Origin of the sequence: Streptomyces sp. NPDC001536 (genome assembly GCF_042894505.1) — a bacterium.
In the GTDB taxonomy this organism is placed as follows: domain Bacteria; phylum Actinomycetota; class Actinomycetes; order Streptomycetales; family Streptomycetaceae; genus Streptomyces.
The window spans coordinates 182,318-206,616 of record NZ_JBIAVQ010000017.1 but is presented as its reverse complement, the minus strand read 5'-3'; the positions used below and the strand labels follow the sequence as shown (position 1 = coordinate 206,616).

Genomic DNA, 24,299 nt, shown 5'->3' with positions numbered 1-24,299 from the left:
CCGAACACATGCGCAAGTCCGTCACAGCCGTAGCGGCCCTGGCGCTGGCCTTCGGGCTCACCGCCTGCGGCTCGGACTCCGGCAAGAGCGGTGGAGGTGACGACGACGCCCTGGTCGTCGGCGCCACCGCCGTCCCGGCCGGCGAGGTCCTGACGTACATCAAGGACAACCTCGCCGAGAAGGCCGGCCTCGACCTGGAGATCAAGGAGTTCACGGACTACGTCCTGCCGAACACCGCGCTCCAGGAGGGCACGCTCGACGCGAACCTCTACCAGAACCAGCCCTTCCTGGACGAGTTCAACAAGTCCAAGGGCACGAACCTGGTCTCGGTCGTCAAGGCGTACCTGCCGCCCATGGGCGTGTACTCCAAGAAGGTCGAGGACATCGCGAAGCTCGCCGACGGAGCCACCGTCGCCGTGCCCAACGAGACCACCAACGAGGGCCGCGCCCTCAAGCTCCTCGCCGCCGAGGGCCTCATCACGCTCAAGGACGGCGCGGGCGCGAACGCGTCGCCCGCGGACATCACGGCCAACCCCAGGCACCTGAAGTTCAAGGAACTGGAGCCCGCCCAGCTGCCGCGCTCGCTCGACGACGTGGACGTGGCCGTCATCAACAACAACTACGCCCAGGACGCGGGCTACAGCCCCGCGAAGGACGCGATCCTCCTGGAGTCGGCGAAGGACAACCCCTACGCCAACCTCCTGGCCGTCAAGAAGGGCGACGAGGACGACCCCCGGGTCGAGAAGCTCGCGAGGCTCCTCGTCTCCTCCGACGTGAAGAAGTTCATCGAGGACAAGTACCAGGGCAGCGTCCTGCCGGTCACCTCCGGCTGACGTATACCGCGTATCGCCACGCACAGGGTCCACTCGCTCACCCCGGGTGGACCCTGCGGTGCGGTTCAGTGCTTTCATGCTGCATGCTGGGCAGTTCAGCAGGAGCCCGGCAGGACTTGAAGGTTTTCCGAAGGTTACGGAGCGGCGCATGAGTAGCACCTTCCCCAACATCTCCATCAGCACGGAGCGGTTGGTGCTGCGTGCCCTCGACGAGGACGATGTGCCCGCGCTGGCCGAGATGATGAACGACGAGCAGGTCGGGGCCTGGACCGACGTCCCCCAGCCCTACACCGAGGACCAGGCCCGCACCTGGATCACCGAGTGCGCGCCGACCGAACGGGAGTCGGGCCGCGGCCTCGACCTCGCGGTCACCGAGTTCCTCACCCAACGCCTGGTCGGCATCGTCCAGCTGGCCAAGACCAACTGGCACGTACGCTCCACCGAGCTGTCGTACGTCATCGCACCCTGGGCGCGCGGCGAGGGCTACGCCTCAGAGGCGGCGCTCGCCACCGCCCAGTGGCTGTTCACCGACCAGAAGTTCGAGCGCGTAGAGCTGCGCACGGCGGCCGACAACACCGCCTCCCAGCAGGTCGCCCAGAAGATCGGCTGCATCAGCGAGGGCGTCCTGCGCAACGCCTGCATAGCGCATGTCCGCACCGAGGACGGCACCTGGACCGATGTCCGCACCGACTTCATCGTCTGGAGCCTGCTGCCGGAAGACGTCGAGAGCGCGGGCGAGCAGCTGACCGACTCCGACGGTTTCACCTCGTACGGCGACTGGAACTGAACCAGAGGGCCAAGGGTCCGCTGCGGTGTTCGTCGGGTCGACCAGGTACCCTCACGGAGCCCGCCCCTGACGACCTGCGCAAACCCTCTGGAGACTGACGAAGATGGCCGACCGGGTGACGGTGATCGGCTGGGACGGCTCGCCGCTGACCGCCGCGGCACGCTCCGCCCTCGGTGCGGCCACGCTGGTGGCGGGCGCCGCCCACCACCTGGCCCTGCCCGAGGTGCCGGCCACCGCCGAACGCGTCCGTCTCGGCAGCGTCTCGCTGGCCGCCCGCCGGATCGCCGGCCATCGCGGCACCGCGGTCGTGTTCGCCGAGGGGGACCCCGGGTTCTTCGGAGTCGTACGAACCCTGCGCGCCCCCGAGTTCGGCCTGGAGGTCGAGGTCGTCCCCGCCGTCTCCTCGGTCGCCGCCGCCTTCGCCCGCGCCGGCATGCCCTGGGACGACGCACAGGTGGTCGTCGCACACCGGCGCACCCTGCGACGCGCGGTGAACGTGTGCCGAGCCCACACCAAGGTCGCCGTCCTCACCTCGCCCGGCGCAGGCCCCGCCGAACTCGGCCTGCTGATGGAGGGCGTCCACCGCACCTTCGTCATCTGCGAGGAACTCGGCACCGAGCGCGAACAGGTCACCATCCTCACCTCCGACAAGGCCGCGGACCACAGCTGGCGCGACCCGAACGTCGTCATCGTCATCGGGGGCCCGGTCAGCGCGGTGGAGGGCGGCGGCTGGATCTCCGGCCGCGAGCCGGCCGCCGGACCCCGCGGCTGGGCACTGCCCGCCGAGGTCTACGACGGCCCGCTCGGCGAGGGGGAGACGGATCTGCTCCGCGCGGCCCAACTCGCCCGCCTCGGACCGCGCGTCGGGGACCTCGTGTGGGACATCGGCTGCGGCGGTGGAGCCTTCGCCGTCGAGGCCGCCCGGGCCGGTGCCGCCGTCATCGCCGTCGACCGGGACCTCGTCGCCTGCGGCCGCACCGACGCCGCCGCCCGCCGTTTCGGCGTCCAGGTCCAGATCGTGCGCGGCACCGCCCCGCACGTGCTGGAGAACCTCCCCGAGCCCGACGTCGTGCGCGTCGGGGGCGGGGGAGCGGCCGTGGTCTCCGCGGTCGCCGACCGCCGCCCGCAGGGCATCGTCGCCCACGCCATGACGCGCGACGAGGCCGAACTCGTCGGCCGTGACCTGACCGAACACGGCTACCGGGTCGAGTGCGCCCTGATCCAGTCCGTCGAACTCGACACACGGGCCTGGACGGAGAAGGAGCGGAGCGTAGCGTTCCTGCTCAGCGGGGTGCTGCCGGACCGCGCGACATGACCCCATTTGTTGGTCCCGTGATCCTGTTGTCGTACTGCGCGCGGTAGGCTGGCCGACTGTTGTACCGCTCCGGTGGACCGGCCTTTCGTTCGTCAATGTCCGGAAAACGCGCCCGTTTTGGGGTGGGTGTGGTACGGCAGAACCGGAGGACGCGCAACGTGGCGCAGTCCACAGCGGGCTGTCGCGGATCAAGCTGTCGCGACGGGGGAACGGCCGGGACAATGCCAGTTAATGGCTTTGTCGTCTTTCTCGGCGGGCCGTTCGTGCCGCTGGGCACGCACGCTCGTTCTTCACTGCGGGGGCGGTCGGTGCGCCGTCCCCGGTGAGCTGGTCGTAGAAGCACTAACCGATGGGCGAGGGGTACGCATGACCGACACCGGCCAGGTCCCGGGCGAGGGACTGCCGGAGAACGCAGGCATGGTGGAACAGCCGGGCGTTCCCGCGCACGGTGCGTACACCTACCTCTCCGAGACCACCGCCGAGGACGAAGACCTGTTGCTGCTGCCCGGCGCCCAGGGCGCATGGGGCAACGAGGTCGCCCCACCGGCACCGGAGCCCGTCGTCGAGACGGTCCACGCGCCCGGCCCGCACGAGATGTCCGGCCGCGACAGCGGCGCGCACGATCTCAGCGCGGTCCGCGCGCCCGAGCCGGTGGCGGCCCCGTCGCTGCCGATCCCGCCGATCACCCCGCGCCGGCCCCTGCACCTCGGCCCGCCCATCCCCGACGCCTCCGCCAGCCCGGTCCGCTCCCTCGCCGACCGCGGCCCCGCGGGTGCGCCGGTCCGCCAGCCGGGTCCGCCCACCGCGGGCCCCGAGTACCTCGACGTCCCGCAGCCGCTGCGCGAGATGTCCCCGCAGGGCGCGGCCCCTTGGGGTGCCCCGACTCCGGTGGGCACCGTGACCCCGGCTGCCGAAACGGTTGTCCCGGTGCCGGAACAGAGCCCCGAGCCGGTGGGCGCCGCCCAGGCAGCGGTGGCCCGCCTCGCGACGGAGGCGGTCGCGGCGACCGGCGCACCGCAACCTCAGGAGAACGCGTACGCCGAGCAGCCCATGGTGGGTGCCGACGGCGTGCCGGACGCCGGGTTGGCGTACGGGGAGGCCGTGGTCGCCGAGTACGGGCCGGAAGCCGGGGGTGCCGCCGAGTCCGAGGGGCTTCCCGTGGCCGGGTTCCCGGCCGCCGAGGGCGTCCCCGGCGATTCTTACGTGCCGGAGGCCGAGGCTGTTCAGAGCGACGTGAACGGGGGGTTCCCGGAGGGCGGCGAGGGTCCGGCCGCGGTGCCCGCTCCGGAAGGCGGGGAAGCTCCCGCCGCCGGGCAGATCGATGGTCCCGAGTCCGCCGGCGAGGCCGGGGTCGCTCCGGCTCCGGAGGCCGTGTCGGTCCCGGCCGCCGTGGAGGCTGCCGATGCCGCTCAGGATTCCGCTGCCGAGGAACCCGCCGGTGCAGTCCAGGTGCCGGGTCCCGTCGAGGTACCGGACGCGGCTCCCGTGCCGGACGCCGTAGAGGTGACTGACGTCGCCCAGCTCCCGGCTCCCGCCGCAGCGCCCGACGCCGATCAGACCCCAGCTGCCGCGCCCCTCCCGGACCTCGCGCAGATCCCCGAGGCGCCGATCGCGCCCGAGCCCGTCGAGCCACAGGCCGTACCGGAACCGGAAGCCGCCGGCCCGGAGCTCGCTCAGATCGCCGAGCCCGCCGTCGTCGTAGCCGAGCCCGCCGAGCCCGAAGCCGTCCTGGCCGAGCCCACCGAGCCGCAGCTCGTGCCGGTCCCGGACGCCCCCGCTCCCGAGGCCGCCGTACCGGAGCCTTTGCCGACCCCCGAGCCCGTGCCGGCCCCCGAAGCCCCGGCCCCCGCACCCGAGCCTGTCGAAGCCGCGGCCCCGACAGCCCCGCCGGCTCCCGATCCCGTGCCGTCCCCCGAATCCACCGAAGCGGAGCAGCCGCCGCACCCCGTTGACATCGAGGCCGCCGCGCACCCGGAGTCGCCCGCCGCGGCCGAACAGTTCGCGCAGCCGGAGACCACCCCCGCCCCCGCGGACGTCCCGCAGGAGCAGACCGAGCAGCCGGCCCTCGTCGACGCGGCCGCACAGTTCGCCGACGCCCCCGACCTCGCGCCGGTCCCGGAGGCACCCGCCCCCGCGGACGCCCCCGCGCCCGTCGCACAGGCCGACCCGTTCCCCGCCCCGTCGCTCGTCGCCGAACCCGCGGGCCCCCAGGTCCTGTTCGTGGACCAGGACCAGGACCAAGGCCAGAACCAGGACCAGCCGGCCGCGGAGACCCCGCAGCCCGTGGGCGAGTTCGTGCCCGTCGAGGGCTCGGTCCCGACGACCCCGCACCTGGCCCCGACCCCGCCCCAGCCCCTCGTCCTCCCCCCGGAGGAGCACCCCGCCGTCCCCGCACCCCGTGACGGCGACCCCGAACTCGTACAGCATGCCGACGACCTGGACACCCGGGCCGCCGATCAGGAAGAAAGCACGGCCCCCGTGGAAGAAGTACGTCAGTCCACCGGCCCGGCCGCGCCCGCCTACGACGACGCCGAGCGCGAGGCCGTCCTCAAAGTCATGCGTGAGCGCCGCGACATCCGCAACGGCTTCCGCAGCGACCCCATCCCGCACGAGGTGCTGCTCCGTGTCCTGGAGGCGGCCCACACCGCGCCTTCCGTCGGCCACTCCCAGCCCTGGGACTTCGTCGTCATCCGCTCGGCCGAGACCCGCCGCACGATGCACGAACTGGCCATGCGTCAGCGCGACGCGTACGCCAAGTCCCTCCCCAAGGGCCGGGCCAAGCAGTTCAAGGAACTGAAGATCGAGGCCATCCTCGACACCCCGGTGAACATCGTCGTCACCGCGGACCCCACGCGCGGCGGCCGCCACACCCTCGGCCGGCACACCCAGCCGCAGATGGCCCCGTACTCCTCCGCGCTCGCCGTCGAGAACCTCTGGCTCGCCGCCCGCGCCGAGGGTCTCGGCGTCGGCTGGGTCAGCTTCTTCGACGAGCGCGAGATGGTCCGTTCCCTCGGGCTGCCCGAGCACCTGGAGGTCGTCGCCTATCTCTGCGTCGGCTATGTCGACGAGTTCCCGGACGAGCCCGAGCTGCTCCAGGCCGGCTGGTCCAAGCGCCGCCCGCTGTCGTGGGTCGTCCACGAGGAGACGTACGGCCGTCGCGCGCTGCCCGGCGAGGAGCCGCACGACCTGCTCGCCGAGACCGTCTCCCAGATCCGCCCGCTGGACGCCAAGGCGCTCGGCGAGGCCTGGGAGCGGCAGAAGCGGATGACCAAGCCGCCGGGCTCGCTCGGCATGCTGGAGATCATCTCCGCGCAGCTGTCGGGCCTGTCCCGGCAGTGCCCGCCGCCCATTCCGGAGCCCGCGGCCGTCGCGATCTTCGCCGGTGACCACGGTGTCCACGCCCAGGGCGTCACCCCCTGGCCGCAGGAGGTGACGGCCCAGATGGTCGCCAACTTCCTCGGCGGCGGCGCGGTCTGCAACGCCTTCGCCAGTCAGGTCGGCGCCGAGGTGTGCGTGGTCGACGTCGGCGTGGCGGCCGACCTGCCCGCCACCCCCGGTCTGCTGCCCCGCAAGGTCCGCGCGGGCACCTCCGACATGACCACCGGTCCCGCGATGACCCGCGAGGAGGCCAAGCAGGCCATCGAGGTCGGCATCGAGACGGCCCGCGATCTGGTGGCGGCCGGCAACAAGGCCCTGCTCACGGGCGAGATGGGCATCGCGAACACCACCGCGTCCGCCGCCCTGATCTCGGTCTTCACGGACACCGACCCGGCCGACGTGACCGGCCGCGGCACCGGCATCAACGACGAGACCCTCGCCCGCAAGACCGAGGTCGTCCGCCGTGCCATCGAGGTCCACCAGCCGGACCCCGCCGACCCCATCGGCGTACTCGCCGCGATCGGCGGCTTCGAACACGCGGCGATGGTCGGCCTCCTGCTGGGCGGCGCGTCCCTGCGCACCCCGGTGATCCTGGACGGCGTCAGCGCCGGCGCCGCCGCCCTGGTCGCGCGTGCCATCGCCCCCGAGGTCCTCGCGGCCTGCATCGCGGGCCACCGCAGCGCGGAGCCCGGGCATGTGGCCGCCCTGAACAAGCTCGGTCTGCGCCCCCTGGTCGATCTCGACCTCCGCCTGGGCGAGGGCACGGGCGCCCTGCTCGCCCTGCCGCTGGTGCAGAGCACGGCGAGAGCCATGCACGAGGTGGCGACGTTCGACTCGGCGGGAGTCACCGAGAAGTAGGCCGGAACCGGGGGTGGTCGGGGTACGCGTTCCTGCGCGCCCCCCACCCCCGCCGTACGCTGAATCCGCAGCTTAAAATCCGCACGTCAGGGCAGCTCCAGAGCCGTAGCGCCCATCGCATCGCCCGTACGAGGAGCCGCACCCTCATGGCCGAAAACCCCGCCTACCCCGTAGGCCTCCGCCTCACCGGCCGCAAGGTCGTCGTCCTCGGCGGCGGCCAGGTCGCCCAGCGCCGTCTCCCGGCTCTGATCGCGGCGGGCGCGGACGTCCTCCTCGTCTCCCCCGAAGCGACCCCCTCGGTCGAGGCGATGGCGGACGCCCATGAGATCACCTGGGAGAAGCGGCCGTACGCCGAAGGCGACCTCGCCGACGCCTGGTACGCGCTCATCGCCACCAGCGACCCCGAGGCCAGCACCGCGGCCTCCGCCGAAGCCGAGCGGCACCGCGTCTGGTGCGTCCGCTCGGACGACGCCGACCAGGCGACGGCCTGGACCCCGGCCACCGGCCACAGCGAGGGCGTCACGGTCGCCGTCCTCACCACGGACGCCAAGGGCCGCGACCCCCGCCACACCGCCGCCATCCGCGACGCGGTGGTCGAAGGCCTCCGCGACGGCACCCTGGTCGCGCCCCACCACCGCACCCGCACCTCCGGCGTCGCCCTCGTCGGCGGCGGCCCCGGCGACCCCGACCTCATCACGGTCCGCGGCCGCCGTCTCCTCGCCGAGGCCGACGTCGTCATCGCCGACCGCCTCGGCCCGCGCGACCTCCTCGCCGAACTCCCGCCGCACGTCGAGGTGATCGACGCGGCGAAGATCCCGTACGGCCGTTTCATGGCCCAGGAGGCCATCAACAACGCCCTGATCGAGCACGCCAAGCAGGGCAAGTCCGTCGTACGCCTGAAGGGTGGCGACCCCTACGTCTTCGGCCGCGGCATGGAGGAACTGCACGCCCTCGCCGAGGCCGGCATCCCCTGCACCGTCGTCCCCGGCATCTCCAGCTCGATCTCGGTCCCGGGCGCGGCCGGCATCCCGGTCACCCACCGCGGTGTCGCACACGAGTTCACGGTGGTCAGCGGCCATGTCGCGCCTGACGACGAGCGCTCGCTGGTCGACTGGGCCTCGCTGGCCAAGCTCACCGGAACCCTGGTCATCCTCATGGGCGTCGACAAGATCGGAAAGATCGCCGAGACGCTGGTCGCGCACGGCAAACCGGCCGACACCCCCGTCGCCCTGGTCCAGGAGGGCACGACGGCCGCCCAGCGCCGCGTCGACGCGACCCTCGCGACGGTCGGCGAGACGGTCGTGCGCGAGGACGTGAAGCCCCCGGCGGTCATCGTCATCGGCGAGGTCGTGAAGGTCGGCCCGGACCCGTCCGCGTAACCCCGGGTAACCCAACTCGTACCGAGCCGTTGGCACCGCACCCAGAGCAAGGCAGTATCACCCTGTGGCCGATCTCATCACCGTCGAGGACCCCGACGACCCGCGCCTGCGCGACTACACAGGCCTGACCGACGTCGAACTGCGCCGCAAGCGAGAACCGGCCGAGGGCCTGTTCATCGCCGAGGGCGAGAAGGTCATCAGAAGGGCCAAGGACGCCGGGTACGAGATGCGTTCGATGCTGCTGTCCGCCAAGTGGGTCGACGTCATGCGCGACGTCATCGACGAGCTCCCCGCCCCGGTCTACGCGGTCAGCCCGGAGCTCGCCGAACAGGTCACCGGCTACCACGTGCACCGCGGCGCGCTCGCCTCCATGCAGCGCAAGCCGCTCCCGACGGCGACCGACCTCCTCCAGACCGCCCGCAGGGTGGTGGTCATGGAGTCGGTCAACGACCACACCAACATCGGCGCGATCTTCCGCTCGGCGGCGGCGCTCGGCATGGACGCGGTCCTGCTCTCCCCGGACTGCGCCGACCCGCTGTACCGCCGGAGCGTCAAGGTCTCGATGGGCGCGGTCTTCTCGGTCCCCTACGCCCGCCTGGACACCTGGCCCAAGAGCCTGGAGTCGGTCCGCGAGGCGGGCTTCAGCCTCCTGGCGCTGACGCCCGACGAGAAGGCCAGGACCCTCGACGAGGCCGCCCCGCACAAGATGGACCGGGTCGCCCTGATGCTCGGCGCGGAAGGCGACGGCCTCTCCACCCAGGCGCTGGTCGCCGCCGACGAATGGGTCCGCATCCCCATGGCCCACGGCGTCGACTCCCTCAACGTCGGCGCGGCGGCCGCGGTCGCCTTCTACGCGGTGGCCACGGGCCGCCCCGAACTCTGATGCCCCAGGGCGAGGCGATCGTCGCGGTCCTGCTGAGAGCCGACCGACTCCTGGTCGTCCGCCGCGGCCCCACCATCTCCCGCCCCGGCTACTGGCAACCCCTGAGCGGCCGCATCGAACCGGGGGAGACCCAACGAGAGGCGCTGCTCAGGGAGGTCCACGAAGAGGTCGGCCTCACCGTCGAACCCCTCGCGAAGGTCTGGGAGTCCGAGACCGACGACGGCCGCTACCGCCTCCACTGGTGGACCGCCCGCGCCGACGAGGGCGAGGTGGTCCCGGACCCCGTGGAAGTGGCCGAGGCCCGCTGGATCACCCCGGAGCAGTTCCCGACGCTCGCCCCGATCTTCGAGGGCGACCTCGAGTTCTTCGACAAGATCCTGCCGACGCTCTAGTCGTACGACCCGTCCGCGGGCGACAGCTGCACCTGCTGATGGCGTACGACATCACGGTCGCCGCCGATCCCTCTCGCCGGCCCCTGACATCCCTGGGCCGCGGCGATACCGAGCGCCACCAGCAGCGTCACCACGACGAACACGAACAGCCGCTGACGCAGCAGCCGTGGATTGGCGGGCCGCCGCCCCGTCCCCGTGGTCCTGGGACCCGGACGACCGGTACCGCTGCGGGGCGCCGGACGGTTTCCGGACCGCGTTGTGTTCCGTGCGGCGGGCGTGGGCCGCGCCCCGCCCCGGGACGGAGCCCCGCCCCGTGCCGACGCGGGCCCGCGCGAGGACGTGCCACGGGGTGGGGGAGTGCGCTGAGTGGGTCCCGGCGCCTGCCCCTGCGGACGCCGCTGCACACGCTGCTGCTCCGGATAGCTCGGCTCGGCGAGCCGCCCCGTGGGACGGTCACCCTCCCCCGCACGAGGTGCGGGCGGTCGTACATCGGCAATCCCCTGCGCCTCCCGCGCGGCGATCTCCTTGAGCCGCAGCGACAGTTGGAGCGTGCTGGGCCGTTCCTCGGGATCCTTGGCGAGACAGGCACGCACCAGCGGGGCCAGCGCGTCGGGCACCCCCGCCAGCTGCGCCTCCTCGTGCACCACGCGGTACAGCATCACCTCGGAACTGCCGTGCCCGAAGGGCGAGTCACCCATGGACGCGTACGCCAGGGTGGCCCCCAGCGAGAACACGTCCGTGGCCGGGGTGACGGCGGCGCCGCGCACCTGCTCGGGCGCGAGGAAGCCGGGCGACCCGACGGCCGTACCGACATGCGTGAGCGTGGAGGCCCCGGTCGCCCAGGCGATGCCGAAGTCGATGATCCTCGGCCCCTTGGGGGACAGCAGGATGTTGGACGGCTTGAGATCCCGGTGCACGACCCCCGCCTCATGCACGGCGACGAGCCCCTCCGACAGCGCGGCCCCGATGGCGGCGACCTCGGCCGCACCCAGGGACCCCTCGTCGGCGACCTTGTCGTGCAGGGAGGGACCGGGCACGTACTGCGTGGCGAACCACGGCCGTTCCGCGTCGAGGTCGGCGGCCACGAGCCGTGCCGTGCACCCACCGCGAATCCGCCGGGCCGCCGAGACCTCACGCGCGAACCGCGAACGGAACTCCTGGTCCTCCGCCAGATCGGGCCGGATCACCTTCAGCGCGACCCGCTGCCCCTTCTTGTCGGAGCCCAGATAGACGACGCCCATCCCGCCCGCGCCGAGCCGTCTGTGAAGCCTGAACGAGCCGACGACGCGCGGGTCCTCGCGCCTCAGGCGCATCATCGCCATGTTCATCCCCGCTGCCCGGTCCGTGTGACGAGCCACAGCTTACGTTTCCACGGCCGCCCGCGCGCAGAGGCCGCGCCCTCTCGTCCCGATGGATTGTCAGTGCTGGGTGGGAGAATTGAGGGGTGGTCAGGGAGCGGGAGAACAGGGTGGGTTCGCTCTCCCGTTGATCCCAACCACCTTTCTTCGAAGGGGGATTGAACCCGTGAAGGGTGATCGCGTGGAGATAGTCGTGGACGCAGGGGACACGACGCGCACATACGAGGTGGTGGCGAGCAGGGCGGGCCGCCGGGTGGAGACAGCGGTACGCCGAGGTGTGGTGGAAGTGAGCGAAGTCACCCGGAGCGGCTCAGTGGTCCGCACGGCCCGCTTCATGGCGACCCGGGTCCTGGCGCTGGTGGAACAGCCGGTGCCGCGCGAGGACGGCTCGGAGAAAGCGGGATAGAGCGGGCACCCCCTCCGGGAAGACCCGGAGACCGAGGTCCTCGTCTCCACCCAGGGGAGTACTCCCCAGGTCATGGCTCATCCTCCGGGAGGCCAGCCAATCGGTACGAGGGCATGACGTGCGACAAGAGCCGGACGCCTAGATTTGAGGTCAAGCGGCGGGTGCAGCACTCGTCCCCCGAGGTCAGACACCCGCCGCTGCCAAAGACAACGCAGAACGGTCAGGAGAGGGACCATGGCCCACACGGCACCGCGGACGATGATCCGCACCAGGCAACGCCGTCAGGGCCGTCGCCACCCCCTGGTGGCGACACTCATGGCCCTCCCCCTGGCGGCCCTGCTCCTCCTCGTCTTCGACGGCTGGGAGACAGTGGCCACACAAGCGTCGTCCGTGGGCGTGATGCTGGGGCGCTGAGCGGCGACCCCAGGCCCGGAAGAGCGGTCCGGGCGGGGACATCCACCCATGAAACCCCGTGGGGACGGGGGTGCGGCGGACGGCACAAATGCCGGCGCAGCTGGGGAGCTGCGCCGGCATTGCTGTGCCCGGAGCCGACCGGGGATGGGGATCCGCACGCACTCGGCCTCTGAGAACGAGGCTGCCCCGTTCCGATCCCCCACCCACCGCGACCGGCCGCACCCCTCAACGCCGGTCTCGCGCCGTCCCGGTTCCCCACCCACCCGCTGGGGGCTTCGCTTCTCGACGCCGGTCCGCACCTTTCAGCCCGTCCGGCGTTTGAGGACGAGGCCCCTTCAGGGCCGAAGCGGGGGTCTGGGGGCGCAGCCCCCAGGAAGCGGGGTCGAAGGGGCAGCGCCCCTGGAGGATGGGACGGGTAGGGGCGGCGGGGGCGAAAACAGCCCGGGGCCAGCCCCAACACCCAGCACCCAACAGCCACCGCGCCCCCCTCCCCGTACCCTCACGACCAGACACCGCACCACCCCCCAGGGAGCCCCGTGACCACCACCCCCTTGCTCTCCGAGCTCACCGCCCGAGTCAAGGCCAGGGCCCACTCCCACACCGGCACCTGCCCCTGCGGAGCAACACGCGTCCTGGCCGACCGCCCCGACGCCACCGTCGTCCGCCACGCCGACACCGTCGCGAAAGCCCACGCCCCGAACACACCCCCCACCGACCTGACCGCCCGACTCACCACGGCGACAGCCCTCCCCGACGTCCTCCTCCCCCCACTCACCCCGAAGCCGGTCACCCTGCACGGCCGCCTGGTCACGTTCTGGCCCTACGGCACCCCCGTGGACCCGGAAGAACCGGACACGGCCCCCTGGGAGGAGGCCGCAACCCTCCTCGCCCACCTCCACCGCACCCCCACCCCACCCGGCACCCCCCTCATGCGCGGCCCCGCCAAGGCGGCCCAGTCCATAGCCCGCCTCCAGGCCACACCCACCGCCCCCGAACCCCTCGTACGCCCCGTCCTCGCCGCATGGTCCGCCCTCCCCGCCTGGGCCCGCGCCGAGACCCCCATGCCCGACACCACCACCCTGTGCCACGGCGACCTCCACCTCGGCCAGCTCGTCCGCCACCCCGCCCCCGACGGCCCCTGGCGCCTCATCGACGTCGACGACCTCGGACGAGGCGTCCCCGCCTGGGACCTCGCCCGCCCGGCCGCCTGGTACGCCTGCGGCCTCCTCCCACCCGACGAGTGGACCCGCTTCCTCGACGCCTACCGCGCGGCAGGCGGCCCCGCCGTCCCCGCCGACGGCGACCCCTGGTCCGCCCTGGACGTCCCGGCCCGCGCCCTCACCGTGCAGACCGCCGCCCGCGCCCTAGCCAAGGCCACCGCGGCGAACCGCGCCTTGGACGAGGTCGAACAGCTCCTCGTCGACGCCTGTGCCCGAATGGGTTCCGCCCCACCCGAGTTGACCCGCACCGACGCGAAGTAGGGTGCAACCGACCGGAGCCGGACAGTGTCTGTCCTGGCGTAACGCGAAGCAGGACCAACCGGCGAGGAGTTGAGCCGACGATGCAGTGTCCGAAGTGTCACGCACCCATGCACACGTACAACCGCAACGGTGTTCAGATCGAGCAGTGCAGCGGTTGCCGCGGGATATTTCTCGACTACGGCGAGCTGGAGGCGCTGACCCGTCTGGAAGGCCAGTACTCCCAGCCCGTCCCGCCGCCCCCTGGCGCCCCGCAGGCCTACCCCGCGCCGCCGGCCCCCGCCTGGGGCGCCCCGCAGCACGGTGGTCACCACGGCGGCCACTACGGCCACAAGCGTCACAAGAGCTTCGGCCACATGCTGTTCTCCAGCTGACCGCCGACCGAACACGAAGAAGCCCCCGGCCGCAGGGCCGGGGGCTTCGATGTGTGGACGATACTGGGATTGAACCAGTGACCTCTTCCGTGTCAGGGAAGCGCTCTCCCGCTGAGCTAATCGTCCAGGTCAGCCACCCCGAGAGAGGGGCTGCGTGCGCGATACTGGGATTGAACCAGTGACCTCTTCCGTGTCAGGGAAGCGCTCTCCCGCTGAGCTAATCGCGCGGGGGATCCGGAGATCCAGTGGACGATACTGGGATTGAACCAGTGACCTCTTCCGTGTCAGGGAAGCGCTCTCCCGCTGAGCTAATCGTCCTTGGAGGTGGAGACGGGATTTGAACCCGTGTAGACGGCTTTGCAGGCCGTTGCCTCGCCTCTCGGCCACTCCACCAGGAGTGTAGGGGGTCGGGAAGATCCCCTTGCTCTTTCGAGCGAACGACGAGGTTCGAACTCGCGACCTCAACCTTGGCAAGGTTGCGCTCTACCAACTGAGCTACGTTCGCCTGTCTTTCCGTCCCGCTCTCGCGGCCCGGCGACGTGTTGAACTCTAGCGGATTCCGGGGCCAGCACAAAAACGCGTTTGTGCAGCGTGCTGCGCTGCACCCGCTCACGCACGTGGTCACAGGCTCCTGAGGGACATGACCAGGTCACCTCCGGGTCACCCGCCATAGACTCGACGCGTGCTCGACCTTGCTCCCCTCGCCCGCTTCGGCGACCGCGTCGCCACCGGTCTCCTCGACGTCACGAGCGACCCGGCCGCCCTGGACTCCAGCGGTTTCTGGGCGGTCTGCGCCGACTTCGAGGGCCGTCTGACCTGCGCCCGCTTCCGGGACGTACGCCAGGAGCCGGTGCCCGCCCCGGTGCCGGGAGCGTGGCACGGCCCGGCGGCCGACGGCTGGACGTCCTCCCTGGACCGCGCCGGATACACGGCGGGCGTCCGCCGCATCCGTGAGCACATCGCGGCCGGCGAGGTCTACCAGGCCAACCTCTGCCGCGTGCTGACCGCACCCGTCGCGCCCGACGCCGACGTGGACGCGCTGACCGCCCTGCTGGCACGCGGCAACCCGGCACCGTACGCAGGAACGATCCGGCTGCCGGAGCACGGCGTGGAGATAGCCACCGCCTCCCCCGAGCTGTTCCTGCGGCGCGACGGCCGGATCGTCGAGTCCGGCCCGATCAAGGGCACCGGGCGCACCGAGGCGGACCTCCTGGAGAAGGACTACGCCGAGAACGTCATGATCGTGGACCTGGTCCGCAACGACATCGGACGGGTCTGCGCCACCGGCAGCGTCAGCGTCCCCGACCTGTGCGCCGTCGAGAAGCACCCCGGCCTCGTCCACCTCGTCTCGACGGTCCGCGGCGAACTGCGCGAGGGCGCCGGCTGGCCCGAACTGCTCGATGCCGCCTTCCCGCCCGGCTCCGTCACCGGCGCCCCCAAGTCCAGTGCCCTGCGGATCATCGACGCCCTGGAGACGGCACCCCGCGGCCCGTACTGCGGAGGCATCGGCTGGGTCGACGCCGACCGGGGCACCGGCGAGCTGGCCGTCGGCATCCGCACCTTCTGGATCGACCGCGCGGAGGGCGTGCTGCGCTTCGGCACCGGCGCCGGCATCACCTGGGGCTCGGACCCCGAGGGGGAGTGGCGGGAGACCGAGCTGAAGGCGGCCCGACTGCTCGCGGTAGCGTCGGGAACGTACGAGGTCGACGAGAGGGACTTGACGTGAAGATCTGGCTCGACGGCGGGCTCCAGGACATCGAGTCCGCCCGTGTCTCCGTCTTCGACCACGGGCTGACCGTGGGCGACGGCATCTTCGAGACGGTGAAGGCCGTGGAGGGCAAGCCGTTCGCGCTGACCCGGCATCTCGACCGGCTGACCCGCTCCGCGCGAGGCCTCGGCCTGCCCGACCCCGACCTCGACGAGGTGCGCCGGGGCTGTGCCGCCGTACTGGAAGCCAACCCGATGCCGCTCGGCCGGCTCCGCATCACCTACACCGGCGGCCACGGACCCCTCGGCTCCGACCGCGGCGAACACGGCCCGACCCTGGTCGTCGCCCTCGGCGAGACCACCCGCCGCCCCGACTCCACGTCCGTGATCACGGTCCCCTGGACCCGCAACGAACGCGGCGCCCTCACCGGACTCAAGACCACCTCGTACGCCGAGAACGTCGTGGCCCTCGCCCGGGCCCGCGAGCACGGCGCGTCCGAGGCGCTGTTCGCCAACACGGTCGGGCAGCTCTGCGAGGGCACCGGGTCGAACGTCTTCGTCGTCCTGGACGGCGAGATCCACACCCCGCCGGTCGCCTCCGGCTGCCTCGCGGGCATCACGCGCGCGTTGACGGTCGAATGGACCGGCGCCAAGGAGACCGACCTGCCACTGGACGTCCTGGAGCGGGCCGACGAGGTCTTCCTCACCTCCACCCTGCGGGACGTACAGGCCGTCCACCGCGTCGACGACCGGGAACTGCCGGGCGTCCCGGGACCGGTCACGGCGAAGGCCATGCGGATCTTCGACGAGCGCTCGGGCGACGACCTGGACCCGTGAAAGGCCTAATAAAATGGGCTGACTCGGAGGGCCACGGCGGGTAGAACTCCCCTGATGACCACGACCCTGCGGCCGACCGAGCCGCTCCAGCACAACGCCGACGGCACGCGTTCACGCCACTTCCAGGTGTGCGTGAACAGCCGCCCCGTCGGCGCGATACACCTCGGCACGTCACCGTCCTTCGGCGACTCGGTGGCCCGCATCCACGACCTGCGAATCGAGGAACCCGACCGGCGGCGCGGCCGGGGCACGGTGGCCGCGCTCGCCGCCGAGGAGGTCGCTCGCGGCTGGGGCTGCCGCGAGATCGAGGCGTCCGGCGTACCGGCGTCCGCCGAGGCGGCCCTGCGGCTGGTCAAGGCGCTCGGCTATGTCCTGCGCAACCGCGGCATGGTGAAGCAACTGGGCGACACCCCGCCCGAGCTGCCCGCCGGCAGTGTGGCCCGCCCCATGACGGAGGCCGACTTCGACGCCTGGCTGCTGCACGAGTCGGAGGACTACGCGCGTACCTGGATCGCACGGGGCGTGCCGGAGCCCGAGGCGCGCGCCAAGTCACAGCGCGACCACGACACGCTCCTGCCGCAGGGCCTCGCCACCGAGAACACGCGGCTCAGCATCCTGGAGCACGAGGGCACGCGCGTGGGCGTCCTCTGGCTCGCCCTGCGCGACGGCAAGCCCTACGTCTACGACGTCGAGGTGGACGAGGCCCACCGCGGCCGCGGACACGGCCGCACCCTCATGGTGCTGGCGGAGGCCCAGGCGTACGCCCTCGGAAAGCGGACCCTGGGTCTGAACGTCTTCGCGGGCAACACCCCGGCCGAGCGGCTGTACGAGTCACTCGGCTACGAGACGACGCAGTACGCCTTCTACAAGACGCTGCTGTAGACGTACGACGGCTCAGGCACCCCGCGCGGCCAGCAGCCGGTCCGCGATCTCCTCGACGCGCTCGCGCAGCCCTTCCTGGCTCTTGCCGCCGTCGAGGCGCTCGCCGTCGATGACGTACGTCGGGGTGCCGGTCACGCCGATCGCCTTGCCCTCGGCCTGGTCGGCGTCCACGATCAGAATGTGCCGGCCGTCGATGAGCGCGGTGTCGAACTCCTCGGCGTCCAGGCCCAGTTCGCCGGCCACCTCGACCAGGAAGGGTTCTCCCTTGCGGCCCAGCTCCTCGACCCGGCCCAGGACGGCCTCGACGTAGTCCCAGCCCTTGCCCTGCTCCGCGGCCTCCTCTGCCGCCTGCGCGGCGGCGAAGGCGTGCTTGTTCTTCTCCAGCGGGAAGTGCCGCAGCCGCAGCTCCAGCCGGTCGCCGTAGCGGGCACGCAGGGCCCGGACGTCCTCCAGGGCGGTCCGGCAGTCCGGGCACTGGAGATCGCACCAGACGTCGAGCACGGGGGCGACGGGAGACACGGGGGAGGAGTCACTCATGGTCCCAGTCTCCCAGCCGTGCCCCGGACGACCCAATCGGCCCCGGAACGCCGCGGGGGACCCCCACCTCGACCGGCACCTGCGGAGGACCCGACCCGGAGATGTCCCTGATGTCGGGCCGGACCATGGCCCCGTGGGGTGGGGGCGGTGCAGGATGGAAGGGACGAACCGCCCTGCCTAGCCCTGCCTGGAGGACCGGATGATTGCCGAGACCGTCTGTTCCGCCGCCGCCGCGGCCGGCCTGGGCATCGCGGCGGTCACGGCGTACCGCAAGCGCTTCCTCGCCGCCGCCCGTCTCGCCGCGTACTCTCTCGTGCCCCTCGGCCTGGTGATGACCGGCGTCGTCGACTGGGTGGCGGACACCGCGTTCAGCCCGACGGCCTGGGCCGGCTTCGGCGTCCTCGGGGTCTCCTGGCTGCTCTTCATGAGCACGCGCGCGGTGGAGCGCCGGCGCGGCGGTACCCGCAAGGAGCGCAAGGCGGCCCGGGCCGCGCAGAGCGAGGCGATCGCCCCGGCGGCCTCCGCGCCCTCGCTGGGCCAGACCTCCCGGCCGGCGACCCGTCCCGCCGCCACACCCCGCGCCGGCGCCGGGGACGACTTCAGTGACATCGAGGCCATTCTGAAGAAGCACGGCATATGACGGGTGCGGGCGGACTGAAACGACACAGTCGGGCCGCGTCTGTCCCGGACTCGTCCACACCTTGATCCGTTCGTCACGGAATCCGGCGAACTGCCGTTCTTTCCTGGCGTGTTGGTCACCCGACCGGTGCCGACTGCGTCATCATCGCCCGCGAGATGCTGGACACGACACAGAGCGACACCGCGCCGCCGCAGGACGAGCCGCGCGGGTGCCTTTTCGCCCTTTCCCAGCCACCGCTGATGATCTTTCTTGCGGTGATCGGGTGTCTGCTGCTCATGGCTGCGCTGCACGATCTGCTGCTGCTCTGAGCCGTACCCGCGGTGCCCGGCGTCACCCGCCGGGTACCGCGTCGACACCGTCGTGAGAGCCCGGAGTCAGCCCGCCGCCTCCTTGCGGCGCGCCCGGTACGCGGCCACATGCAGCCGGTTCCCGCACGTACGGCTGTCGCAGTAGCGCCGCGACCGGTTGCGGGAGAGGTCGACGAAGGCGTGCCGGCAGTCGGGGGCCTCACAGCGCCGCAGCCGCTCCTGCTCCCCGGCGACCACGAAGAAGGCCAGCGCCATGCCGCAGTCCGCCGCCAGATGGTCGGCGATGGAGGCACCGGGCGCGAAGTAGTGCACATGCCAGTCGTAGCCGTCGTGGTCGGTGAGCCGGGGAGTGGTGCCCGCCGCGGCCACCAGCTCGTTGATCAGCCCGGCCGCGGCGCGGGGGTCGGAGGCCGAGAAGATCGAGGCGAACCGGCCGCGGATCTTGCGCACCGCGGAGAGGTCGAACTCCGAGAGCACCCCGACATCACTGATCTCGTGCTTTTGTACGAAATCCTCGAGAGCCGCGACGTCCGGCAGCGCGTCCGGAGTCGTGGTGTCCTCCGGTGCGGTGTTCACCAGATCCACCACGGCATCGAGGGCACACCGGGTGTCATGGGTGATCAGCACGTTTCGCTCCCTGGCCTGGGGGGTCGGGCGGGCGCCCGCCGATGCTGGCCGATGGTAATGGCTCCACGGGCCCCCGTACCGGCCTCGGACCCGTCGAACCGGTGGTATTGGGCACACGCACCGGCGCCGCCCCGCGAGAATCCGCGGCGACGGCGCCGGTGTGCGTACCCATATGCGGTTGTCTTGGCCCGAGCCGTCACCCCGAGTCGACGGCGCCGGGCGGCTTGGTGAGGCCTCGCGCCCTAGCTTTCCGCCAGGATGTGCGAGAGCTCCTGATCGAGGTCGAAGTGGCGGTGCTCCGTGCCGGGGGGCACGGCGGCGTCCGTTCGCTTCAGGAACGACTCCAGGGCCCGGGCCGGGGCCTCGAGCAGTGCTTCGCCTTCCGGGGAGCTCAGGGCGATGCACACGACGCCCTGACCGTGGCTGCGCGACGGCCAGACTCGGACGTCGCCGGTGCCGGTGGGCCGGTGGAGGCCCTCCGCGAGGAGGTCGCGGGCGAACACCCACTCGACGGTCTCCTCGGCTCCGGTGTGGAAGGTGGCGTGCACGGCGTAGGGGTCGGCCGTGTCGTACCGCAGGCCTGCGGGGACAGGCAGGGAGGACTCGCTCGACACAACGAGGCGCAGGTGCAGCTCGCAGCTGACCGTGGTGTTCATAAGCGCCAGGGCCTTTCGCTCAGTGTGCGCTCGGGGATTCGCACGTCGGCGAAATCGACATGCCACCTACGGTGCCGTTGTAAACCCCTCTGAGTGTTTTGCGTGCCTTTACGTAACTCTTCCGGCCGAGACACCGTTCGCGAGGTACGACCATTTCGGTGACCGGTTTCCCTCGGGTAAAGTTTGGCCGTATGAATACGGGGAGTGACGAGCGGGCCGAGGTGGCCGTGGCAACAGACGAGTCGGAGACCAGCGGGGCGCAGGGCGAGCAGGGGCTCGGTTCCAAGGCGCCGGAATTCATCAAGGCGCGCCGCGTGCTGCACCTGAGCTGGCAGGTCGGGATCTTCATCATCGGCCTCGCCGTGGTGGTCCTGGGCATCATCATGCTTCCGCTGCCGGGACCCGGCTGGGTCGTGATCTTCGGCGGCATGGCGATCTGGGCGACCGAGTTCGTCTGGGCCCAGCTGGTACTGCGCTGGACCAAGCGCAAGGTGACCGAGGCGGCGCAGAAGGCGCTCGATCCCAAGGTGCGCCGGCGCAACATCATCCTGACGTCGATCGGCCTGGTGATCGTGGCCGCGATCGGCGCGGTGTATCTCTACAAGTTCGGCTTCGAGATGCCGTGGAACATCAAGGACCAGTGATCGGCGACCCCGCGGGGGGTGCGGAAGCACCCCCTGACATGGGGTAATGTTCTTCCTGCGTCCGGGCGATTAGCTCAGTGGGAGAGCGCTTCGTTCACACCGAAGAGGTCACTGGTTCGAACCCAGTATCGCCCACCCGGACCGAGTGCCCGTCTGCTTCACCGCAGACGGGCACTCGGCGTTTTCGGCCCTCGGATCCTCCGGCGATTTTCGGCCGGACAACCTCCGGGTACGACAGGCCAGTTCGCGTTCGATCCATCGAACTGCGGCCTCTCACCAGCAACTTCGCAGTCTGTGCCGCGGCACAGTCTCCTGCCGAGCCGTCAACTCGCCCAGCGGCCCCACAAGAAATTCCTGTCCGAATCATTGACGCACTCCGAGGCCCCTCGTAGCTTGTGCCAGCAAGCGCTTACTTGAAACGATTCATGCAGGCGGCAATGACGCTGCGGGGAGGGGGCCCAACCATGGGAACCAGCAAGAATGTTGAGAGGCGTACGATCCTGAAGGTGGCCGGGGCCTCGGCCGCCACCATCGGCCTGGGAGCGACGACCGCGTGCGGTGGTGAAAGCGGTTCCGGAGACGGGACGGTGACACTCCGTTACGCGTGGTGGGGTGGCGAGCCGCGCACCATCGCCATCAAGAAGACGATCGCGCTCTTCGAGAAGAAGTACCCGAAGATCAAGATAAAGCCCGAATTCACCGACTACGCGGCGTTCTGGGAGAAGTTCCAGACACAGGCCTCCGGCGGGAATCCGCCGGACGTTTTCCAGAATGCGGTCGGTTTCCTGCGCAAGTACGACAAGCGCGGTGTTCTGCTTGATCTCAAGGCGCAGGCGGACGCCGGGAATCTGGACCTGGAGAACTTCCGCAACGGCGTTCTGGCGAACGGTCAGGTCGACGGCAAGCAGCTCGGCATCCCGGTCGGCGCCAACACCATGGCACTCGTCATCGACCTCAAGGCCTTCAAGAAGGCGGGCGTCGAGGCCAAGTTCGGCTGGACCTGGGACGAGTACTTCGACGCGCTCCAGACCGTCCAGGACAAGCTGAAGATCGCCGGTGACACCGGCTACTTCGGCATCATGTACCTCTACGACCTGTATCTGCGTCAGAACGGCAAGGCCTTCTTCACCGACTCCGATCTCGGCTTCACCGAGGACGATCTGACGCAGTGGTGGGAGGACGGCTACAAGCGCGTGCGGTCCGGCCTGGTCGCCGACCCCAAGAAGATCGAGCAGGTCGCGCCCAAGTCCGGCCTGTCGGCGGGCCTCGCCGCGTCCGAGTTCACCTGGGACAACTTCTCCATCCGCTACGAGGGCGAGGGCGAGTCCGACTACGGTCTCGCGCCGATCCCCACCACGGACGGCAAGCAGACCGGCCAGTACCTCGGCTCGCTGATGATGAGCGGCTTCTCCGGGACCAAGCACCCCAAGGAAGTCGCCCAGTTCATCTCCTTCATGGTCCACGACCCCGAGGTCGGCAAGATCATGGGCTACGACCGCGGCATCCTCGCCACCACCGAGCAGTACGACGCGTTCAAGCCCACCGACGCCAACAACAAGGGCGTCGCGGCCTACGAGGACGAGGTCGCCAAGGCCGGCGTGCTCGGGAAGATCACCCCGCACCCGTCCGGCGCCGACGTCATCGAGGCGGCGTTCCTGCGCCTCGGCGCCGAGGTCGCCCAGGGCAAGACCAAGCCGGCCGACGCCGCCAAGGCGCTGTTCAGCGAGGCCAAGGCCGCGTTCGCGGGCTGAGGGGACGTACCACCATGACGCTCGTCAAGGAAGCGCCCGCACGTCCGGCGAAGAAGCGGTCCGCCGCTCCTTCCGCCGGGCGGCGCGGGCGGCGCCGCGAGAACCTCGCCGGCTATCTCTTCATGTCGCCGTGGATCGCGGGGTTCCTGGTCCTCACGGCGGGGCCGATGATCGCGTCGCTGTACTACGCGTTCACCAGCTACAACCTGTTCACCCCGCCCAAGTGGGTGGGCCTGGACAACTTCACGACGATGTTCCAGGACCCGCGCTGGCAGAAGTCGGTCGAGGTCACCCTCAAGTACGTCGTCGTGGCCACCCCGCTCAAGCTGCTGCTCGCGCTCGGTGTCGCGCTGCTGCTCGCGCAGAAGCGGAAGGGGCAGGGCCTGTACCGGGCCGCGTTCTACATGCCCTCGCTCATCGGCGCCAGCGTCTCCGTCGGCTTCGTATGGCGGGCGCTGTTCTCGGACGACGCGGTCGTGGACCGTACCCAGAAGGTCTTCGGACTCGACGTGGGCGGCTGGATCGGCAACCCCGACTACGTCATCTACGCCCTGGTGGCCCTGAGCATCTGGCAGTTCGGCGCGCCGATGGTCATCTTCCTGGCCGGTCTCAAGCAGGTCCCGCAGGAGCTGTACGAGGCCGCCGAGGTCGACGGGGCCGGACCGCTCAGGCGGTTCTGGAACATCACGCTGCCGATGATCTCCCCGGTGCTGTTCTTCAACGTGCTGCTGGAGTCCATCCACGCGTTCCAGGTGTTCGGCTCCGCCTACGTCGTCTCCGACACCCGGTGCGGGCCCGCCGACGCCACCCTCGTCTACACCTGTTACCTCTACCAGAAGGGCTTCAAGGAGGCCCAGATGGGCTTCGCCTCCGCGATGGCCTGGACGCTGGTGATCGCGGTGGCGCTCGTCACGGCGGTCCTGTTCTGGTCGCAGAAGAAGTGGGTGCACTACGAGGAGGCCGCCAAGTGACCAGTGCCACCACCCCTGCCGTGCGCACCGCCGGCGAGCGCAAGCGCACCGGATCGATCATCTGGCACGTGGGCGCGCTCGCCGTCCTCGCGGTCGTCCTCTACCCGGTGATCTGGGTGCTCGGCGCCTCGTTCAAGCCGAGCAAGGACATCATCGCCAGCCTCGACCTGCTGCCCACCAAGCCGGTCTGGGCGAACTTCTCGGGGCTCGCCGACGGTATCTCGGGCATCTCCATCACCAGCTTCTTCACCAACTCGCTGATGTACGCGGGTCTGGCCGTGGTCGGTGTGGTGCTGTCCAGCTCGCTGACGGCGTACGCCTTCGCCAAGATCCGGTTCGCCGGGCGGAACCTGATGTTCACGCTCATGATCGGCACCCTGCTGCTGCCGTACCACGTGCTGCTCATCCCGCAGTACGTGCTGTTCCGCAACCTGGAGCTCACCGACACCCTGGTGCCGCTCGTCGCGGGCAAGTTCCTGGCCACGGAAGCCTTCTTCGTGTTCCTGATGGTGCAGTTCATGCGCGGACTCCCCAAGGAGCTGGACGAGGCCGCCAAGCTCGACGGCTGCGGACATCTGCGCACCTACTGGTCGATCGTGCTGCCGCTGAGCCGGCCCGCGATCATCACCAGTGCGATCTTCACCTTCATCAACGCCTGGAACGACTTCATGGGGCCGTTGATCTACCTCAACACCCCCGACAAGTACACCGTCTCGCTCGGCCTGATGATGTTCCGCGACCAGGAGGGCATCTCCAACTACGGCAGCATGATCGCGATGTCGCTGGTGGCGCTGGTGCCGGTCATCGCCTTCTTCATGGCCTTCCAGCGGTATCTCATCGACGGTATGGCGACGTCCGGACTGAAGTGAGCGGAAAGGGCTGAG

General features: G+C 70.8%; 24 protein-coding genes and 6 tRNA genes. 21 read left to right on the top strand and 9 right to left on the bottom strand.

From position 1 onward, the window contains the following. Positions 1–8 precede the first annotated feature (8 nt). From ACFY0U_RS37475 to ACFY0U_RS37445, 7 genes are all read left to right on the top strand, one after another. Entirely contained in the window at positions 9–833 is an 825-nt protein-coding gene (locus ACFY0U_RS37475; protein WP_388643625.1) for a MetQ/NlpA family ABC transporter substrate-binding protein, read from the top strand. Positions 834–981: 148 nt separating this feature from the next. Continuing rightward, positions 982–1,620 carry a GNAT family N-acetyltransferase gene (locus tag ACFY0U_RS37470; RefSeq protein ID WP_388643623.1) on the top strand — a complete coding sequence of 213 codons (639 nt, stop codon included), beginning with the start codon at positions 982–984 and terminating at the stop codon, positions 1,618–1,620. A gap of 103 nt (positions 1,621–1,723) precedes the next feature. Next, entirely contained in the window at positions 1,724–2,935 is a 1,212-nt protein-coding gene (cbiE, locus tag ACFY0U_RS37465) for a precorrin-6y C5,15-methyltransferase (decarboxylating) subunit CbiE (protein WP_388643621.1), read from the top strand. Positions 2,936–3,301: 366 nt separating this feature from the next. Further along, positions 3,302–7,171, top strand: a complete 3,870-nt coding sequence (cobT, locus tag ACFY0U_RS37460) for a nicotinate-nucleotide--dimethylbenzimidazole phosphoribosyltransferase (protein WP_388643618.1) — start codon at positions 3,302–3,304, stop codon at positions 7,169–7,171. Between the two features lie 146 nt (positions 7,172–7,317). Continuing rightward, a complete protein-coding gene (cobA, locus tag ACFY0U_RS37455) occupies positions 7,318–8,550 on the top strand; it encodes a uroporphyrinogen-III C-methyltransferase (RefSeq protein ID WP_388643616.1) in 1,233 nt (410 codons plus the stop codon). A gap of 64 nt (positions 8,551–8,614) precedes the next feature. Continuing rightward, positions 8,615–9,433, top strand: a complete 819-nt coding sequence (locus tag ACFY0U_RS37450) for an RNA methyltransferase (protein WP_171147777.1) — start codon at positions 8,615–8,617, stop codon at positions 9,431–9,433. Then, positions 9,433–9,825, top strand: a complete 393-nt coding sequence (locus ACFY0U_RS37445) for an NUDIX domain-containing protein (RefSeq protein WP_388643613.1) — start codon at positions 9,433–9,435, stop codon at positions 9,823–9,825. The genes ACFY0U_RS37450 and ACFY0U_RS37445 overlap by 1 nt, the downstream gene beginning before the upstream one ends. On the opposite strand, the gene ACFY0U_RS37440 is transcribed toward ACFY0U_RS37445, so the two are convergent. Beyond that, entirely contained in the window at positions 9,822–11,153 is a 1,332-nt protein-coding gene (locus tag ACFY0U_RS37440) for a protein kinase (protein ID WP_388643667.1), read from the bottom strand. The genes ACFY0U_RS37445 and ACFY0U_RS37440 overlap by 4 nt on opposite strands. A gap of 196 nt (positions 11,154–11,349) precedes the next feature. On the opposite strand from ACFY0U_RS37440, the gene ACFY0U_RS37435 reads away from it, so the two are divergent. From ACFY0U_RS37435 to ACFY0U_RS37420, 4 genes are all read left to right on the top strand, one after another. After that, positions 11,350–11,589: a hypothetical protein gene (locus ACFY0U_RS37435; protein ID WP_046261530.1), complete on the top strand. Its 240-nt coding sequence runs from the start codon at positions 11,350–11,352 to the stop codon at positions 11,587–11,589. Between the two features lie 234 nt (positions 11,590–11,823). Beyond that, a complete protein-coding gene (locus ACFY0U_RS37430) occupies positions 11,824–12,003 on the top strand; it encodes a hypothetical protein (protein ID WP_388643611.1) in 180 nt (59 codons plus the stop codon). Between the two features lie 536 nt (positions 12,004–12,539). Continuing rightward, positions 12,540–13,484, top strand: a complete 945-nt coding sequence (locus ACFY0U_RS37425; protein ID WP_388643609.1) for a phosphotransferase family protein — start codon at positions 12,540–12,542, stop codon at positions 13,482–13,484. 80 nt (positions 13,485–13,564) lie between these two features. Then, entirely contained in the window at positions 13,565–13,855 is a 291-nt protein-coding gene (locus tag ACFY0U_RS37420) for a zf-TFIIB domain-containing protein (protein WP_388643606.1), read from the top strand. A 54-nt stretch (positions 13,856–13,909) separates the two neighbouring features. On the opposite strand, the gene ACFY0U_RS37415 is transcribed toward ACFY0U_RS37420, so the two are convergent. The 5 genes from ACFY0U_RS37415 to ACFY0U_RS37395 all read right to left on the bottom strand — a co-directional run bounded on the left by ACFY0U_RS37415 (position 13,910) and on the right by ACFY0U_RS37395 (position 14,360). Next, positions 13,910–13,981 (bottom strand) — tRNA-Val (locus ACFY0U_RS37415). 29 nt (positions 13,982–14,010) lie between these two features. Beyond that, positions 14,011–14,082 (bottom strand) — tRNA-Val (locus tag ACFY0U_RS37410). Between the two features lie 19 nt (positions 14,083–14,101). Further along, a tRNA-Val gene (locus ACFY0U_RS37405) sits at positions 14,102–14,173 on the bottom strand. 1 nt (position 14,174) lies between these two features. Next, positions 14,175–14,248: transfer RNA gene (locus ACFY0U_RS37400), tRNA-Cys, on the bottom strand. A 39-nt stretch (positions 14,249–14,287) separates the two neighbouring features. After that, positions 14,288–14,360 (bottom strand) — tRNA-Gly (locus ACFY0U_RS37395). Between the two features lie 177 nt (positions 14,361–14,537). Between ACFY0U_RS37395 and ACFY0U_RS37390 the strand changes: the two genes are divergently transcribed. Genes ACFY0U_RS37390 through ACFY0U_RS37380 form a run of 3 tightly spaced genes read left to right on the top strand, consistent with a single transcriptional unit; the run spans position 14,538 to position 17,281 of the window. After that, positions 14,538–15,581: a chorismate-binding protein gene (locus ACFY0U_RS37390; protein ID WP_388643604.1), complete on the top strand. Its 1,044-nt coding sequence runs from the start codon at positions 14,538–14,540 to the stop codon at positions 15,579–15,581. After that, positions 15,578–16,399, top strand: a complete 822-nt coding sequence (locus ACFY0U_RS37385) for an aminotransferase class IV (RefSeq protein ID WP_388643601.1) — start codon at positions 15,578–15,580, stop codon at positions 16,397–16,399. Before ACFY0U_RS37390 ends, ACFY0U_RS37385 begins: the two co-directional genes overlap by 4 nt. A 54-nt stretch (positions 16,400–16,453) precedes the next feature. Then, the gene (locus ACFY0U_RS37380; RefSeq protein ID WP_388643598.1) at positions 16,454–17,281 is read left to right on the top strand and encodes a GNAT family N-acetyltransferase; all 828 of its coding nucleotides are present in this window, start codon (positions 16,454–16,456) and stop codon (positions 17,279–17,281) included. Positions 17,282–17,293: 12 nt separating this feature from the next. On the opposite strand, the gene ACFY0U_RS37375 is transcribed toward ACFY0U_RS37380, so the two are convergent. Further along, positions 17,294–17,818, bottom strand: coding sequence for a DsbA family protein (locus ACFY0U_RS37375; protein WP_388643595.1), 525 nt, complete (start codon positions 17,816–17,818; stop codon positions 17,294–17,296). A gap of 199 nt (positions 17,819–18,017) precedes the next feature. Between ACFY0U_RS37375 and ACFY0U_RS37370 the strand changes: the two genes are divergently transcribed. Together ACFY0U_RS37370 and ACFY0U_RS37365 are read left to right on the top strand one after the other, a co-directional pair. Beyond that, positions 18,018–18,458 carry a hypothetical protein gene (locus ACFY0U_RS37370; RefSeq protein WP_388643593.1) on the top strand — a complete coding sequence of 147 codons (441 nt, stop codon included), beginning with the start codon at positions 18,018–18,020 and terminating at the stop codon, positions 18,456–18,458. Between the two features lie 155 nt (positions 18,459–18,613). Then, a complete protein-coding gene (locus ACFY0U_RS37365) occupies positions 18,614–18,766 on the top strand; it encodes a hypothetical protein (protein WP_170068264.1) in 153 nt (50 codons plus the stop codon). A gap of 66 nt (positions 18,767–18,832) precedes the next feature. Here ACFY0U_RS37365 and ACFY0U_RS37360 read toward each other — a convergent pair whose 3' ends face one another. Together ACFY0U_RS37360 and ACFY0U_RS37355 are read right to left on the bottom strand one after the other, a co-directional pair. Next, entirely contained in the window at positions 18,833–19,393 is a 561-nt protein-coding gene (locus ACFY0U_RS37360) for a CGNR zinc finger domain-containing protein (RefSeq protein ID WP_388643589.1), read from the bottom strand. Between the two features lie 242 nt (positions 19,394–19,635). Further along, positions 19,636–20,049: an SsgA family sporulation/cell division regulator gene (locus ACFY0U_RS37355; protein ID WP_004002642.1), complete on the bottom strand. Its 414-nt coding sequence runs from the start codon at positions 20,047–20,049 to the stop codon at positions 19,636–19,638. A gap of 191 nt (positions 20,050–20,240) precedes the next feature. On the opposite strand from ACFY0U_RS37355, the gene ACFY0U_RS37350 reads away from it, so the two are divergent. From ACFY0U_RS37350 to ACFY0U_RS37330, 5 genes are all read left to right on the top strand, one after another. Then, positions 20,241–20,693, top strand: coding sequence for a TIGR02611 family protein (locus ACFY0U_RS37350; RefSeq protein WP_388643586.1), 453 nt, complete (start codon positions 20,241–20,243; stop codon positions 20,691–20,693). 63 nt (positions 20,694–20,756) lie between these two features. Continuing rightward, positions 20,757–20,828: transfer RNA gene (locus ACFY0U_RS37345), tRNA-Val, on the top strand. A gap of 329 nt (positions 20,829–21,157) precedes the next feature. Then, positions 21,158–22,444, top strand: a complete 1,287-nt coding sequence (locus ACFY0U_RS37340; protein WP_388643583.1) for an ABC transporter substrate-binding protein — start codon at positions 21,158–21,160, stop codon at positions 22,442–22,444. Between the two features lie 14 nt (positions 22,445–22,458). Continuing rightward, entirely contained in the window at positions 22,459–23,415 is a 957-nt protein-coding gene (locus ACFY0U_RS37335; RefSeq protein WP_388643580.1) for a carbohydrate ABC transporter permease, read from the top strand. Beyond that, a complete protein-coding gene (locus ACFY0U_RS37330) occupies positions 23,412–24,284 on the top strand; it encodes a carbohydrate ABC transporter permease (RefSeq protein ID WP_388643577.1) in 873 nt (290 codons plus the stop codon). Before ACFY0U_RS37335 ends, ACFY0U_RS37330 begins: the two co-directional genes overlap by 4 nt. The last annotated feature ends 15 nt before the right edge of the window (positions 24,285–24,299 follow it).

Coding starts and splice junctions, on each gene's coding strand:
- ACFY0U_RS37350 (WP_388643586.1), top strand. CDS start 20,241: ATGAATACGGGGAGTGACGAGCGGGCCGAGGTGGCCGTGGCAACAGAC.
- ACFY0U_RS37340 (WP_388643583.1), top strand. CDS start 21,158: ATGGGAACCAGCAAGAATGTTGAGAGGCGTACGATCCTGAAGGTGGCC.
- ACFY0U_RS37420 (WP_388643606.1), top strand. CDS start 13,565: ATGCAGTGTCCGAAGTGTCACGCACCCATGCACACGTACAACCGCAAC.
- ACFY0U_RS37355 (WP_004002642.1), bottom strand. CDS start 20,049: ATGAACACCACGGTCAGCTGCGAGCTGCACCTGCGCCTCGTTGTGTCG.
- ACFY0U_RS37365 (WP_170068264.1), top strand. CDS start 18,614: ATGCTGGACACGACACAGAGCGACACCGCGCCGCCGCAGGACGAGCCG.
- ACFY0U_RS37440 (WP_388643667.1), bottom strand. CDS start 11,153: ATGAACATGGCGATGATGCGCCTGAGGCGCGAGGACCCGCGCGTCGTC.
- ACFY0U_RS37475 (WP_388643625.1), top strand. CDS start 9: ATGCGCAAGTCCGTCACAGCCGTAGCGGCCCTGGCGCTGGCCTTCGGG.
- ACFY0U_RS37470 (WP_388643623.1), top strand. CDS start 982: ATGAGTAGCACCTTCCCCAACATCTCCATCAGCACGGAGCGGTTGGTG.
- ACFY0U_RS37380 (WP_388643598.1), top strand. CDS start 16,454: ATGACCACGACCCTGCGGCCGACCGAGCCGCTCCAGCACAACGCCGAC.
- ACFY0U_RS37430 (WP_388643611.1), top strand. CDS start 11,824: ATGGCCCACACGGCACCGCGGACGATGATCCGCACCAGGCAACGCCGT.
- cobT (WP_388643618.1), top strand. CDS start 3,302: ATGACCGACACCGGCCAGGTCCCGGGCGAGGGACTGCCGGAGAACGCA.
- ACFY0U_RS37445 (WP_388643613.1), top strand. CDS start 9,433: ATGCCCCAGGGCGAGGCGATCGTCGCGGTCCTGCTGAGAGCCGACCGA.
- cobA (WP_388643616.1), top strand. CDS start 7,318: ATGGCCGAAAACCCCGCCTACCCCGTAGGCCTCCGCCTCACCGGCCGC.
- ACFY0U_RS37335 (WP_388643580.1), top strand. CDS start 22,459: ATGACGCTCGTCAAGGAAGCGCCCGCACGTCCGGCGAAGAAGCGGTCC.
- ACFY0U_RS37370 (WP_388643593.1), top strand. CDS start 18,018: ATGATTGCCGAGACCGTCTGTTCCGCCGCCGCCGCGGCCGGCCTGGGC.
- cbiE (WP_388643621.1), top strand. CDS start 1,724: ATGGCCGACCGGGTGACGGTGATCGGCTGGGACGGCTCGCCGCTGACC.
- ACFY0U_RS37375 (WP_388643595.1), bottom strand. CDS start 17,818: ATGAGTGACTCCTCCCCCGTGTCTCCCGTCGCCCCCGTGCTCGACGTC.